Below are 13,560 nucleotides of genomic sequence, written 5' to 3' on the forward strand. Positions count from 1 at the left end.
GGGGTGCATTTCTACACGCGGGGCAAGGTGGTGACCTCGCGGTGGCTGGACCCGTCGCATGGTGGGGTGAACCTCGGCTTCCCCACGAACGGGTAGACCCGCCCGCGCGATCCGGCTCCGGGCGGCGCCGATCTCCCGAGATGGGCGCCGCCTGTCGGGCCCGCCTCGGTCGCCCGCCCTCCTGGGACGCCTCACAGGATCGACTCGAAGCCGGTGAGGCCGTTGCATGAGGGCGGGAAGATCGGGTAGGCAGGGCGTCATGTCCCCTTCGCGCTGTGCGGGCTGGTTGCTGGCCGGACGCTACCGGCTGCTGTCGGAGCTGGGCCGTGGCGGCATGGGCCGGGTCTGGCGGGCGCACGACGAGCTGCTCGACCGGCAGGTCGCGGTCAAGGAGGTCACCCTCGGGAACGCGATCGAGGCCGAGCGGGAGCGGCTGCTCGGGCGTACCATGCGGGAGGCGCGGCTGGCCGCCCGGCTGAGCCACCCGCACATCGCGGCCGTCTACGACGTGGTGGTGGCCGACGAGCGGCCGTGGATCGTCCTGCAGCTCGTGCCCTCGCGCAGCCTCGCCGACGTGATCGCCGAACGCGGGCCGCTGTCCGTGCCCGACACCGCGCGCCTCGGGCTGCAGGTGCTGGAGGCGCTGAGCGCGGCGCACGCCGACGGCATCGTCCACCGCGACGTCAAGCCCGGGAACATCCTGCTGAACGGCGACCGGCACGCCCTGCTCACCGACTTCGGCCTGGCCACCACCCTGGACGACCAGTCCAACATCACCCAGTCGGGCATGGTGGTGGGCACGCCCGCGTACATCGCCCCGGAACGCCTGCGCGGCGGCCACGCGACCCCGCAGGCCGACCTGTGGTCCCTCGGCGCCACCCTGTACGCGGCCGTCGAAGGCCAGTCGCCCTTCCCGCACAGCGGCCACCTGGCGGCCCTGACGGCGGTGCTCACCTCCGAGCCCGCGCCGTTCCACCTGGCCGGGCCCCTCGCGCCGGTCATCGCCGGTCTGCTGGAGAAGGACCCCGACCGCCGGATCGACGGCGGGGAGGTCCGGCGGCGCCTGACCCGGGTGGCCGCGCTGCGCGACGAGGAACCCCAGGACACCGCCGCCATCCCCATGGCCGCCGCCCCACCCCACACCGGCGACCTCCTCCCCCCGACCCTCTTCCCCGCCACCCCCCTCCCACCCCCGGCCACCGCCCCGCAGCCGCCCCTCACCTCACCCCCCACCCCCACCACCTCAACACCCGCCGCTCCCGCGCCCGCCGCCGCCGCGTTCGCCGCCACCGCGCCCGCTGTCGCGTCGGACGCCGCCGTCTCCGAGCCCGCGTCGGACGCCGCCTCCGCCGCGCGCGCCGAGGGTCCGCGTGCGGTCCCCGTCCCGCAAGCCGCCACCCCGCAAACCGTCCTCACCCCGGAAGCCGAGCTGACCTCGGAGGGTGTCCCCTCGCAGGTGGGCGGTCCGGGGAGCACCCGGAGGACCCTGGGGTGGGACCGGGTGGGGCGGAGGACCGGGGAGCGGAACCACGCCGTGCGCCGGACCATGCCCGGCGCGGCACGAGGGCTTCGCGCCCAACGGGAGCTGTTGCCGTTCTCGGTGTCGATCCCGCAGCCGACCAGGCCGCAGCGCTGGCGGCAGCTCACCGCCCTGGCCGCGCTCGTCACCAGCGTGCTGGTCACGACCTCGTGGAGCGGCGACGAGCCCGCCACCCCCCGTACGCCCTCCTACGCCGACCCCGCACCGGACCAGGCGCCCGAGCACACGGGGATCATGCACGCGGTCGCCGTCTCACGCGAACGCACCCCGGAACGCGCCTCCGACCGTGCCCCGGAGCAGAGCCCGTCCCGCCACCGCCCGTCCGGCCGGCCCCTCACGCAGACGCCCGCGCAGCCGCCCGCCGCGGTCGGCACCGGCCCCGGCAAGGGCAAGAAGCTCGGCCATCAGTCCGCCAAGACCAAACACGGCAACGGCCTCGCCCGCGGCCACACCAAGCACTAGAAACCCCTCACCCCTGCACATGACGCGGGAAGGGGCCCACGGGTGCGGGGAGCGGGTGGGCGTGTTGCCCCCGGTGTGGAAGGTGCGCGCCAGGAGGAGGCCCTCGGCGTCTGGGGGGGCGAGCGGGCCTGCTGCCTCCGGAGGTCAGGGGGTGGGTAGGGGGAGGCGGAGGACGAAGCGGGCGCCCTTCGGGGAGTCTTCGATGGTCAGGGTGCCGTGGTGGGCGGTCGCGATCTCGCGGGCGATCGGCAGCCCGAGGCCGGTGCCGCCGGCGTCGCGGTTGCGGGAGTCGTCCAGGCGGATGAAGCGCTGGAAGACGAGCTCGCGCTGCGCCGGTTCGATGCCGCCGCCGTCGTCCAGGACCTCCAGGACGGCCTGGCCGTCCTCCTCCAGGACCGTCACGGTGACCTGCGTCTCGGCGTGCCGCTCGGCGTTGTCGAGCAGGTTCGTCAGCAGACGGGTGAGCTGCAGCCGGTCGCCCATCACGACCACGCCCTCGCCCGCGCTGGTGACCACGCGCTTGGCCCGCGGCCTGACGGTCTCGGCGGCGACCAACTGGCCCAGGTCCACCGGCTCGTGGTCGCTCGGGGCCCCGGCGTCCAGCTTGGTCAGGGTGAGCAGGTCGGTGACGATGGCCTGCAACCGGTCGAGGCTGGCCAGCACCTGGGTGCTGGTCTCCCGCCAGTCGGTCTCGTCCGGATGCAGCATGGCCTCCTCGACCTGGGCGCGCATGGCGGTGATCGGGCTGCGCAGGTCGTGCGAGGCGTCGCCGGCGAACCGGCGCTGCTGCTCCATCGCGGCCTCCAGGCGCGTCCGCGCCGTCTCCAGCCGCTCCAGCGTCCGGTTGGCGGTCTCGGCCAGGGCCCGGATCTCGTCGTCGGTGTCCGGGACGGGCACCCGCAGGCCGCTGCCGTCCGCGGTGATCTCGGCGAGCCTCCTGGTGATGCTGCTGACGGGGGCGAGCGTCCTGGCCACGACCCGTGACACCCCGAAGAAGGTCAGCCCGACCAGCAGCGCCGACACCACGATCTGGAACAGCACGACCTGCGGGCTGACGAACCAGGGGACCGCGGGGTCGAAGGCGTAGATGATCCAGGTGCCCTCGGGCTGGAACGCGCGCAGGGCGACCACGAGCTCGCACTGACCGGGGAAGGCGGGCAGGTCGCAGCTCCTGCTGACGTAGTTGGCCTGCTCGGGATGGGGGATCAGGTCCGTCTGGCGCGGCGCTTCGGCGAGGTTGGGCGTCCAGGAGACCGCGCGCCCGGCCGGGTCGACGACCTGGATGCCGTCGAGCCCGCCGGGCTCCAGCACGCGGGGCAGCTGGTTGCGCTTGACCATGAGAAGGACGCGCAGGGCCTTCCCGGACACCTCGCTCGCGCGTACGTCGGCCACGTCGTCGTGGATGCCGAACATGACGAAGCCGCTGACGACGACGTTCAGCAGCAACATGGCGATGCCGGCGAGCAGTGCCAGCCGCGTGCGCAGCGACCGGCGCAACCGTGTTCTCACCCGTCTCCCCCCGGCATCAGAAGAACACGGCCGGGGCGCCAGGCCCTAACTTAGGGAGATTCCTCGATAAATACGGTTACGCCGGGACAAACGGCCTCGCCGTTACTCCTCCACAGCCTTCAGCACGGCGTCCGCGATCGAGCGCGGGTCGACCCCGAAGTGCCTGCGTACGGCCTCCCGGGTGTCGGAGAGCCCGAACCCGTCGGTGCCGAGCGAGGTCCACGGCCGGTCGATCCACGGCCTGATCTGGTCGGGCACGGCCCGCATCCAGTCGCTGACCGCGATCACCGGCCCCTCGGTCCCGGCCAGCGCCTGACGCAGGTACGGCACCCCGGTCGCGGACATGGCCTCGCGCCGCAGCTCGCTCCACGAGGTGACCGACCAGACGTCCACGCCCAGCCCGTACTCCTCGGCCAGCAGCCGCTGGGCCTCCAGCGCCCAGTGGATGGCGGTGCCGCTGGCCAGCAGGTGCGCGGCGCCGCCCCCGGCGGAGTAGCGGTAGATGCCCTTGAGGATGCCCTCCTCGACGCCCTCGGGCATCGCGGGCTGCGGCATCGGCTCGTTGTAGACGGTCAGGTAGTAGAACACGTCCTCGGCCGCCTCGCCGTACATGCGCCTGAGCCCGTCGCGGACGATGACGGCGACCTCGTAGGCGAAGGCCGGGTCGTAGGCCAGGCAGGCGGGGTTGGCGGAGGCCAGGAGCTGGGAGTGGCCGTCGGCGTGCTGGAGGCCCTCGCCCGTCATGGTGGTGCGGCCGGCGGTGGCGCCGACGAGGAAGCCGCGGCCGAGCTGGTCGGCCAGGGCCCACATCTGGTCGCCGGTGCGCTGCCAGCCGAACATCGAGTAGAAGATGTAGAACGGGATCATCGGCTCGCCGTGGGTGGCGTAGCTGGAGGCCGCCGCGGTGAAGGAGGCCATCGACCCGGCCTCGGTGATGCCCTCGATGAGGATCTGCCCGTCCACCGCCTCCTTATACGCCAGCAGCAGCTCCCGGTCGACGGACTCGTACCGCTGGCCGAGCGGCGAGTAGATCTTCGCCGTGGGGAACAGCGACTCCATGCCGAACGTCCTGGCCTCGTCGGGCACGATCGGCACCCAGCGCCGCCCGGTCTCCGGCTCCTTCATCAGGTCCTTGACCAGCCGGACGAACGCCATGGTGGTGGCCACCGGCTGCGTCGAGCCCTTCGCCAGCGCCGCGAACGGCCGTTCGCCCGCCTGTGGCAGCGGCCGCCGGGCGACCGTGCGGTGGGGGATCGGGCCGCCCAGCTCGCGGCGGCGCTCGGCGACATACCTGGCCTCGGGCGAGTCGGGCCCCGGGTGCAGGTACGGCGGCAGCTCCCCGGCCAGCGCCGAGTCGGGGACGGGCAGGCCGAGCCGGTCGCGCATGACGCGGAACTCGTCGAGGGTGAGCTTCTTCATCTGGTGGTTGGCGTTGCGCGCCTCGACGCCCGCGCCGAGCGTCCAGCCCTTGACCGTCTGGACGAGGACCACGGTGGGCGCGCCCCGGTGCTGGAGGGCCTTGTGGTAGGCGGCGTAGACCTTGCGCGGCTCGTGCCCGGCGCGCGAGCCGCCGACGATGCGCCGCAGGTCGTCGTCGGAGCAGGGCACGTCGAGGCCCTGGAACAGGTGCTGCCTGATGTAGGCGCCGTCGGAGGCGGCGAACGTCTGGAACTGGCCGTCCGGCACCTCGCCGAGCCTGGCCACCAGCTCGTCGGAGCCGAGCAGGCCGTCCCACTCGGCGCCCCACAGCGCCTTGACGACGTTCCAGCCCGCGCCCCTGAAGACGCTCTCCAGCTCCTGCACGATCCGGGTGTTGCCGCGTACCGGGCCGTCGAGCCGCTGGAGGTTACAGTTGATCACGAAGGTGAGGTTGTCCAGCCCCTCCCTGGCGGCCAGCGTCAGCGCCGCGGTGGACTCCGGCTCGTCCATCTCGCCGTCACCCAGGAAGGCCCAGACATGGCTGTGCGAGGTGTCCTTGATGCCGCGGTTGTGCAGGTAGCGGTTGAAGCGCGCCTGGTAGACCGCGTTGAGCGGGCCGATGCCCATCGACACGGTCGGGAACTGCCAGAAGCCCGACATCGCCCTGGGGTGCGGGTACGACGGCAGCCCGCCCTGCGTCTCGCGCCGGAACAGGTCGAGCTGGGCCTCGCTCAGGCGCCCTTCGAGGAACGCCCGCGCGTAGACGCCGGGGGAGGCGTGCCCCTGGAAGAAGACCTGGTCGTCCGCGCCGTGGAAGAAGTGGTTGAAGCCGACCTCGTACAGCCAGGCCGCCGAGGCGTAGGTGGCCAGGTGGCCGCCGAGGCCGAGCTTGCTGCCCCGGCTGACCATGACGGCGGCGTTCCACCGGTCGTAGGCCGCGACGCGTTCTTCCAGGTCCAGGTCGCCGGGGTAGGCCGGCTCCTCCGCGGTGGGCACCGTGTTGAGATAGCGCGTGCTCGTGGCTAGCCTGCGCAGCAGGTACTCGGCCCGATCGGGACCGGCCGCCCGCCGGACCGCCTCAAGCGATTCGAGCCATTCGGCGGTCTCCTGGGGATCCAGATCTTTCTCCATGCTTCCATTAAACACCATATGATCGATCATCCGATGAAAGGATTATCTGTGGAGCCCGTGGTGCGGCAGCCGTTGCGCGACGAGATCAGGAAGGTGCTGCTCGACGGCCTGATCAGCGGCCGCTGGGAGCCCGGCGAGCGGATCGTCGAACGCCGCCTGGCCGCCGAGCTCCAGGTCAGCCAGGCCCCCGTACGCGAGGCGCTGCGCGAGCTGGAGGCGCTCCGGCTGGTCGAGTCCGCGCCCAACAGGGGCGCCCGCGTCCGCGGCTTCACCCTCGACGACCTGCGCGAGGTCTACCAGGTCCGGGCCGGCCTGGAGGAGACCGCCACCCGCCTCGGCCGCCCTCCGGTGGCGGCGCTGCGCGCTCACGTGACCCGCCTGCACGCCGCCGCGGCCGCCGGTTCCCTGGACGACCAGGTGCGCCACGGCGTCGCCTTCCACCGGGAGATCGTGGCGGCCTCCGGCAACGCGCTGCTGGTGTCGGTGTGGGAGTCGCTCGGCGTCGAGGTCTGGACGCACGTGTCGATCAGGCTGTTCAGGATGCGGCCGCACGAGAACGCCGCCGACCACGAACCGCTGGTCGAGGCGTTCGAACGGGACGACCCCCAGCTCGGACGGCTGATCCACGACCACGTTCTGGCCTACGCCCCCGACTGACCGCCGGGGTTGACAGGTCCTCGCCCGCCGATGGACAGTTCAAGGTCATGATCACAAGAAGGACCTTACTGGGGAGCGCGGCGGCCCTCCTCGCCGGCCACCCGCTCGCAGCACCAGCATCGGCCTCGGCGTCGGCGTCGGTCGCCTACGTCAGCGGCTCGGAGATCCAGAAGCTCCTGAACGCCGCCAGGGACGGCAAGGGAACCAAGGACGCCGCCGGCAGGTACATCGCCAAGGTTCCCAAGGCCACCTACCTGCTGACCGAACCGCTCATCGTCTACCGCGACACCCATCTGGACGCCACCGACGCCCGGATCGTCTCCCGCTTCCCCGCCACGGGCGTGAAGCACACGATGGTGCTCAACTCCGTCGGCGCGACGACCGGCGGCTACTCCGGCGCCGGGAACATCGCCGTCACGGGCGGGAGCTGGGACCCGGTCTGGGACTTCGTGCAGCGCGGCGTGCTCGACCAGGCGCCCGCGATGAACGGCATCACGATGATCCACGCCTCGGACGTGCTCATCGAGAACGTCACCATGTGGAACGTCAAGTGGTGGCACGGCATCGAGCTCAACGCGGTACGGCGCGGCACGGTCCGCGGCTGCTCGCTCATGGGCTGGATCAGCGACCCCGGCCAGGGGCTGTGGCACGGCGAGGCGGTCCAGCTCGACCTGCCGACCGGCGACAACACCTGGGGCGGCGCGAGCGACCTGACGCCCTGCACGGACATCCTGCTCAGCGGCAACACCTGCGACACCTCCGGCTCCCAGCTCGGCTGGGGCCAGTTCACCGGCTCGCACACCTCCGACCCCGCCCACCCGCACACCGGCGTCCGCGTCGAGGGCAACGTCGTACGCAACACCCGCTACGACGGCATCGCCACGGTCAACGCCCAGAACGTGCGCATCACCGACAACCAGGTCGAGAACTGCGTGGGCGGGATCTACGTCAAGTCCGTGGCGGGAGCCCCGCTGCGCACCGTCGAGATCACCGGGAACCGGGTGACCGGCACCGGCACGCGCGACGCCCTCGCCATCCGCGGCGACGCCGCCGCGATCACCGACGTCGTGGTCACCGGCAACACCGCCCCCTGCGAGAAGGTCCACTACTACGGGACGGTCACGCCGAGGGCGGGCGCCGTGCTCGACTGCGCGTCCTAGGCGGCGCGGACCGTTCGTGCCCGCCTCGGGGACGGGGAGGCGGGCCCGTACGCGTTCAGGCGCTGCGCGCCGCCGGTTCGGCGCGTGGGGCCCGAGGGGCGCGCAGACCGGCGGCGGCGACGGCGACCAGCGCGCAGAGGCCCAGCATCGTCAGCCACACCCCCTGGTACGCCCCGACCACCCCGAGCCGGTCGCCCGACAGCACCAGCACCAGCGCCGAGACGCCGATGACGGCCCCGCAGGCCCGCGAGGTCACCGACAGGGCGGTGCCGGTGGCCAGCCGCGCGGGCGGGATCTCGGCCACCGCCGCGCCGCTCAGCGACGTGATCAGCACGGCCACGGCGACCCCCGACAGCACCACCGCCGGCAGCACCACCGCCAGGTACGCCTGCCCGCCCCCCGTCGCGAACGCCAGGTACGCCGTGGACAGGGCCAGCAGCGCCACCCCGCACAGGGCGAGCGGGCGATGACCGGTCCTGGCGGCCAGCCGTCCGGCCAGCGGCGCGGTCAGCACCTGGGCGAGCGCGCCCGGCGTGACGGCGAGCCCGGCCGCGGCCACGGAGTACCCCCAGATCCCGGTCAGGAAGAGGATGTTGGCCAGCGGCAGCGCGAACATCACCAGCCCGACCAGGAACATCGCGAGGTTGGCCCGCTGGGTGCCGCGCGCCCGCAGCGCGCCCAGGTCCACGATCGGAGCGGGATGCGTGCGCGCCCGCCGGACGAACAGCACGGCCACGACGACGCCCGCGACCAGCGCCGCGATCGTGCCGGGGCTGCCCGGCCCCCACGCGTCGCTCTGCACGATCGCCAGCGACGGCAACCCGATGGCCCCCACCAGCAGGAACAGCCCGGCGAGGTCCGGCAGCCTGGACGTGGCCGCCTCGCCCGCCTGCCTGGGCACGACCCGCCAGGCGCCCGCCAGCACGGCGACCCCGACCGGCAGGTGCAGGAAGAACACCGTCCGCCAGTCCCAGACGCCGACGAGCATGCCGCCCAGCGACGGCCCCGACGCCGTGGCCACCGACTGCGCCGCGCTCCACAGCCCGATCGCCGTGCCCCGGCGCTCCGGCGGGTAGTACGGCAGGATGAGCGCGAGCGTCAGCGGCGTGATCACCCCGCCGCCCACGCCCTGCACGACCCGGGCCGCGATCAGCGCCCCCGCCGACGGCGCGACCGCGCACAGGGCCGCGCCGACCACGAACACCGCCAGCCCGGTCAGGAACACCCGCCGCGCGCCGAACCGGTCGGCCAGGCCGCCCGCCGGCAGCAGCGCCGCGGTGAACACGATCGCGTAGCCGTTGAACACCCACGACAGCTCGGGCAGGCTGCTGCCCGGGAAGCTGCGCAGGATGTCGGGGAAGGCGATGTTCGCGAGCTGCACGTCGATCGCGCCGAGGAAGGCGCTCCCGCACAGGACGGCGAGCGGGAGCGCCCGTGAACCGGCCACCTCAGTCCGACGCCACGCCGAACCGCTCCCGCAGCTCGACCTTGCGGATCTTGCCGGTGACGGTCCGCGGCATCTCCTCCACGACCTCCAGGCGCTCGGGCCAGAACCAGTCGTTCACGCCGGCGTCCTTGAGGTAGGTCCGCAGGTCCTCCAGCGTGGGCGGCTCGCCCGACGGCGTGACGACCGCGCACACCTGCTCGACCAGCGCCGGGTCCGGGATGCCGATGAGCGCGATGTCGCGGATGGCCGGATGCCGGCCGAGCAGCGCCTCGATGTCGCTGACCGGCAGCTTGAGGCACATGTTGGCGATGATGACGTCCTTGGTCCTGCCGGAGATGCGCACGCCGCCGTAGCCGTCGTCGCGGGCCAGGTCGCCGGTGTCGAACCAGCCGTCCGGGGTGATGGACTTGGCGTAGATCTCGTCGCGCAGGTAGTAGCCGAGGCACTGGGCCGCGCCGCGTACCTGGAGAGCGCCGATCTCGCCCTTGGCGACCGGTCTGTTCTCCTCGTCCACGATGCGCACCTCCATGCCGGAGATGACCGTGCCGTCGCTCTCGCCGGCCCGCTCGGGCGGGTCCTGCGGGCGGGTCATGGTGACGCCGCCGTTCTCGGTCATGCCCCACAGCGCGTACACGCGGACGCCCAGCGTCTCGGTGACCCGTTCCACCAGGTGCGGCGGGACGGGGGCCGAGCCGGAGACGAAGACGCTCAGGCTTGGGAGCTTGCGCGGGCGGGCGTCCTGCTCCTCGCTGATCTCCCGGGCGAACGGTGGCGAGCCGTAGTACATGGTGACGTCGTGGTCGGACATCAGGTCGAGGTAGACGCCGGCGTCCCAGGCGTCGGCCGTGACCGCGGTGCCGCCCAGCGCCAGCGCCGTCAGGTACGCCATCACCAGACCCACGTAGTGCATCGACGTCTGGGCGGTCATGATGACCAGGCTCTCGTCCAGCCCGAACGCCTCGCCGTAGCCCTTGATGTCGGCGTACAGGGTGTTCTGGCTGTGCAGGGCGCCCTTGGGCTCGCCGGTCGTGCCCGAGGTGAACAGGATGAGGAACGGGTCGTCGGGGCCCAGTTCGCGGCCCTCGATGTCGGCCGGGTCGCCCGGTTCCGGGGTGAGCAGGAGCTCGTCGAAGTCGAGCGAGCCGGGCGGCCCGCCGCCGCCGACGACGATCACGTGCTCCAGGCTCGGGATCTCCCGGGCCAGGGTCATCCCGGTCTCCGCCGTGTCCACGTGGCCGATGTGGCTCGTGGTGACGAACAGCTTCGCCTCGGTCAGCCGGATCATGAAGTCCAGCTCGCGGTGGCGGTAGATGGGCATCTGCGGGGCGATGCGGGCGCCGATCTTCATGCACGCCAGCGCGAGGGGCAGCGTCTCCCTGCGGTTGGGGAGCTGGATCGCGATGAAATCGCCCGGCCGCACGCCCAGCCTGACCAGGCCGTGCGCGATGCGGTCGGTCATCCGGCCCACTTCGGCGTACGTGACGACGTCGGTGACGCCGTCGGCGACCCGCCGGCTGATGAGTGCTGATTTGTCGGGAAATGCAACTATGTTGCGGCGTAAGTCGTCCAAAAAGGTTTCGTCGCGCCACCAACCATTGCGCCGGAATTCCTGGCTCTCGTCCGACACGGTCACCGCCTTTCGTCGTTCTCGTTCTACTCGATTGCTATGAAGTGGGAAACACAGTGTTTTCCCCGGCAGGGGTGACCAGGTAGAACAAACCCGGTAGATGCACCGCGACGCCCTCGTACACCTCGGCGCAGACGGCCACGCCGGGCCGGGCGAACGTGCCGGGCGGCGGCTCGGCCACCCGGATCACCGAGCGGCCCGCGTCCAGCAGCCTGGCCGCCACGGAGATGTCGCCGACCAGGGCGTCCCCGGGCGCGACCCACCGGTTGCGGCTGACCTTCATGCCGTTGCCCTCGGCCAGCTCGGCCAGCAGCCCGCCCCGGCCCACCAGCCGGTGGTAGTAGTCGCGCGGGTTGACGATCATCGCGTGCGGGGTCGCGCCCGACTGCTCGACCTCGTCGCAGGCCGACAACACGCCGTGGACGTAGTCGTCGTACGGCAGGCGGGCGATCTCCGGATGGCCCAGCAGGGCGGTGGTCAGGGCCAGGTTCTCCGCCGTGGCCAGCCGTACCAGGAGGCGGTAGTCGAGGAAGGTGGCCAGCGCGTCCGGGTCGGCGTCCAGGCCGTCGGGGATCTGCACCCACGCCTGGATCGGCTGCACCTTGGCCTCCGACATGCCGAACCTGAACGCCGCCTCGCGCCGCACGTCCGAGTCGCGGACCGCCCGCCGCTCCTCCTCGCCGGGCGGCGACTCCGTCCAGAACCGGGCCCGGTCGCCCTCGACGGGGACGACCCTGAGCAGGTTGCGCACGGTCAGCCGGGGCCGGTCCTTGGTCGGCTCGTGCGCCTCGGTGATGGTGTAGTCGAAGGTCACTTCCGCGTGCTCGGGGTCGTCGGCGTAGGCGCGCGCGAACAGCCGGCCCGGTGACTCTGACATGGATGCTCCCTATTCGTGCTGGACGAGCCGCTGGTAGAAGGGGAGATGGTGGTCGTAGAAGGCCCGCAGGGCCGGATGGTTGTCCACGGTCGCGGTGTAGACGTTGCGACGGTCCTCGAACCCGGCGCTGCCGCTCGCGTCCAGGTGCCAGCGGCGGGTCCGCCCCCACTCCGGACGGTCGCCCGCGGCCCAGGTGAGCGAGCCGGGCAGGAACGGCAGGCCGGTGTAGGCGCAGAACTCCTCGACGACCGCCGCGGGCTCGCGGATCAGCCGTTCGGTGCGGATCACCAGCGGCCGCCGGCCGGTGGCCTCCCGGACCAGCTCGTGCAGCCGGAACAGCCGCTCGTAGCCGATCTCGTCGCAGGTCACCGCCGGTTTGATGGCGTAGTGCGAGGCGATGGTCGGCCGCGGGTCGCGCACGATGAACGTGTGCGCGATCCCGGCCAGGTCCTCCGGATGCTTGAACAGGTGCGGGTACTCGTAGTCGAGCACCTCCTTGACGAACACCGGCCGCGTACGCGCCAGCTCCGCCAGCCGGGCCAGCAGGTCCTTCTCCGAGCGGGCCGTCACCCGGCCGCCGTCCGGCGACGGCAGCGCGAGCGAGCCCTCCTCGGTCAGCGCGAGGAACGGCTCGTGCAGGACGGCCACGTCGCCCCGCTCGATCATCATGCGCAGGAACGCCGTCGAGGCCGAACGCGAGTGGGCCCACATGGCGACCAGCGGCTCGCTCACCCCGACCACCACGCGGGCTCCCGGTCCCAGCGGTGCCGCCGCAGCTCGGCCAGCAGGTCCGGGTCGAGCGGCCGCCCGTCGGAGACGCCGAGGTTGGCCCGCACGTGCTCGGGCCGGCGCATCCCGGGGATCACCGTGCTGACCGCCGGGTGGTGCAGCACGAACCGCAGCGCGACCTCCGGCAGCGAGAGCCCCTCGGGGAGCGCCGCCTTGAGCCGTTCGGCCCGCTCGACGCTCGGCCCCAGGTTCTCCGGCCCGAAGTACGTGCTGCGCCAGTCCTCCGGCGGCCACGTGCTGTCGGCGGTCAGGGCGCCGGTGAGCGTGCCCTCGTCGAACGGGACGCGGGCGATGATGCCCACGCCCTCACGCAGCGCCCGGTCGAACAGCTCGTCCTCGGGCGCCTGGTCGAAGACGTTGTAGATGACCTGGATGACGTCGATCAGGCCGGTGTCGAGGGCGGCGAGGCAGTTGGCCGGCTCCCATCGGTTGACGCTGATGCCGACCGCGTCGATCACGCCCTCGCTCTTGAGGTCCCTGATCGCCTCCTGCCACCGCTCGTCGCGGGCCCAGCGGTCCTCCCAGGTGTGGAACTGCATGAGGTCGATGCGCGAGACGCCCAGGTTCTCCAGGCTGCGGTGGGTGTACTCGCGGATGTGCTCGGCGGGGTAGGCGTCGTCGAGGGTGTCGTCCGGTCGCGGGGGCCATTCGCGGTTCTTCGGGGGGATCTTCGTGGCCACGTACAGCCGGTGGCCGGAGTGGCGGCGCAGCAGCGCGCCGAGAAGCTGCTCGCTGACGCCGCGGCCGTAGACCCAGGCGGTGTCGAAGAAGGTGCAGCCCAGTTCGACCGCCTCGTCGAGGCACCGGGGGGCGACGTCGTAGTCCCAGCCGGTGAAGCCGCCGGGGCCGCCGCCGATGCCCCACATGCCGTATCCGACCTCGCTGACCTCCCAGCCGAGGTTTCCCATCTTGCGGTAGCGCATTCCTGACCTTTCCTGACCT

The 13,560-nt window shown here is 72.4% G+C and carries 10 protein-coding genes; 3 read left to right on the plus strand and 7 right to left on the minus strand.

The features are described 5' to 3' along the window. Positions 1–259: 259 nt before the first annotated feature. Positions 260–2,002, plus strand: a complete 1,743-nt coding sequence (locus AB0J97_RS47825) for a serine/threonine-protein kinase (protein WP_364102955.1) — start codon at positions 260–262, stop codon at positions 2,000–2,002. Between the two features lie 144 nt (positions 2,003–2,146). Here AB0J97_RS47825 and AB0J97_RS47830 read toward each other — a convergent pair whose 3' ends face one another. Both AB0J97_RS47830 and aceE read right to left on the minus strand, forming a co-directional pair. Further along, entirely contained in the window at positions 2,147–3,511 is a 1,365-nt protein-coding gene (locus AB0J97_RS47830) for a HAMP domain-containing sensor histidine kinase (protein WP_357709819.1), read from the minus strand. A 102-nt stretch (positions 3,512–3,613) separates the two neighbouring features. Beyond that, positions 3,614–6,061, minus strand: a complete 2,448-nt coding sequence (gene aceE, locus AB0J97_RS47835) for a pyruvate dehydrogenase (acetyl-transferring), homodimeric type (RefSeq protein WP_364102959.1) — start codon at positions 6,059–6,061, stop codon at positions 3,614–3,616. A gap of 33 nt (positions 6,062–6,094) precedes the next feature. Here aceE and AB0J97_RS47840 point away from each other — a divergent pair, with 33 nt between their 5' ends. Together AB0J97_RS47840 and AB0J97_RS47845 are read left to right on the plus strand one after the other, a co-directional pair. Next, positions 6,095–6,718, plus strand: coding sequence for a GntR family transcriptional regulator (locus AB0J97_RS47840; protein WP_357709815.1), 624 nt, complete (start codon positions 6,095–6,097; stop codon positions 6,716–6,718). A gap of 47 nt (positions 6,719–6,765) precedes the next feature. Then, positions 6,766–7,878 carry a right-handed parallel beta-helix repeat-containing protein gene (locus AB0J97_RS47845; RefSeq protein ID WP_364102962.1) on the plus strand — a complete coding sequence of 371 codons (1,113 nt, stop codon included), beginning with the start codon at positions 6,766–6,768 and terminating at the stop codon, positions 7,876–7,878. A 55-nt stretch (positions 7,879–7,933) separates the two neighbouring features. Here the strand turns inward: AB0J97_RS47845 and AB0J97_RS47850 are convergent, their stop codons facing one another. The 5 genes from AB0J97_RS47850 to AB0J97_RS47870 all read right to left on the minus strand — a co-directional run bounded on the left by AB0J97_RS47850 (position 7,934) and on the right by AB0J97_RS47870 (position 13,541). Then, the gene (locus AB0J97_RS47850; protein WP_364102966.1) at positions 7,934–9,325 is read right to left on the minus strand and encodes a DHA2 family efflux MFS transporter permease subunit; all 1,392 of its coding nucleotides are present in this window, start codon (positions 9,323–9,325) and stop codon (positions 7,934–7,936) included. A 1-nt stretch (position 9,326) separates the two neighbouring features. Next, positions 9,327–10,895: an AMP-binding protein gene (locus tag AB0J97_RS47855; RefSeq protein ID WP_357709806.1), complete on the minus strand. Its 1,569-nt coding sequence runs from the start codon at positions 10,893–10,895 to the stop codon at positions 9,327–9,329. A gap of 94 nt (positions 10,896–10,989) precedes the next feature. After that, complete coding sequence (locus AB0J97_RS47860; RefSeq protein ID WP_357709804.1) at positions 10,990–11,829, minus strand: family 3 encapsulin nanocompartment shell protein; 840 nt, start codon at positions 11,827–11,829, stop codon at positions 10,990–10,992. Positions 11,830–11,838: 9 nt separating this feature from the next. Further along, complete coding sequence (locus AB0J97_RS47865) at positions 11,839–12,573, minus strand: sulfotransferase family protein (protein ID WP_364102970.1); 735 nt, start codon at positions 12,571–12,573, stop codon at positions 11,839–11,841. After that, the gene (locus tag AB0J97_RS47870) at positions 12,558–13,541 is read right to left on the minus strand and encodes an aldo/keto reductase (RefSeq protein WP_357709800.1); all 984 of its coding nucleotides are present in this window, start codon (positions 13,539–13,541) and stop codon (positions 12,558–12,560) included. Before AB0J97_RS47870 ends, AB0J97_RS47865 begins: the two co-directional genes overlap by 16 nt. Positions 13,542–13,560: the final 19 nt, after the last annotated feature.

Source organism: Nonomuraea sp. NPDC049607, assembly GCF_040675375.1.
Classification (GTDB): domain Bacteria; phylum Actinomycetota; class Actinomycetes; order Streptosporangiales; family Streptosporangiaceae; genus Nonomuraea.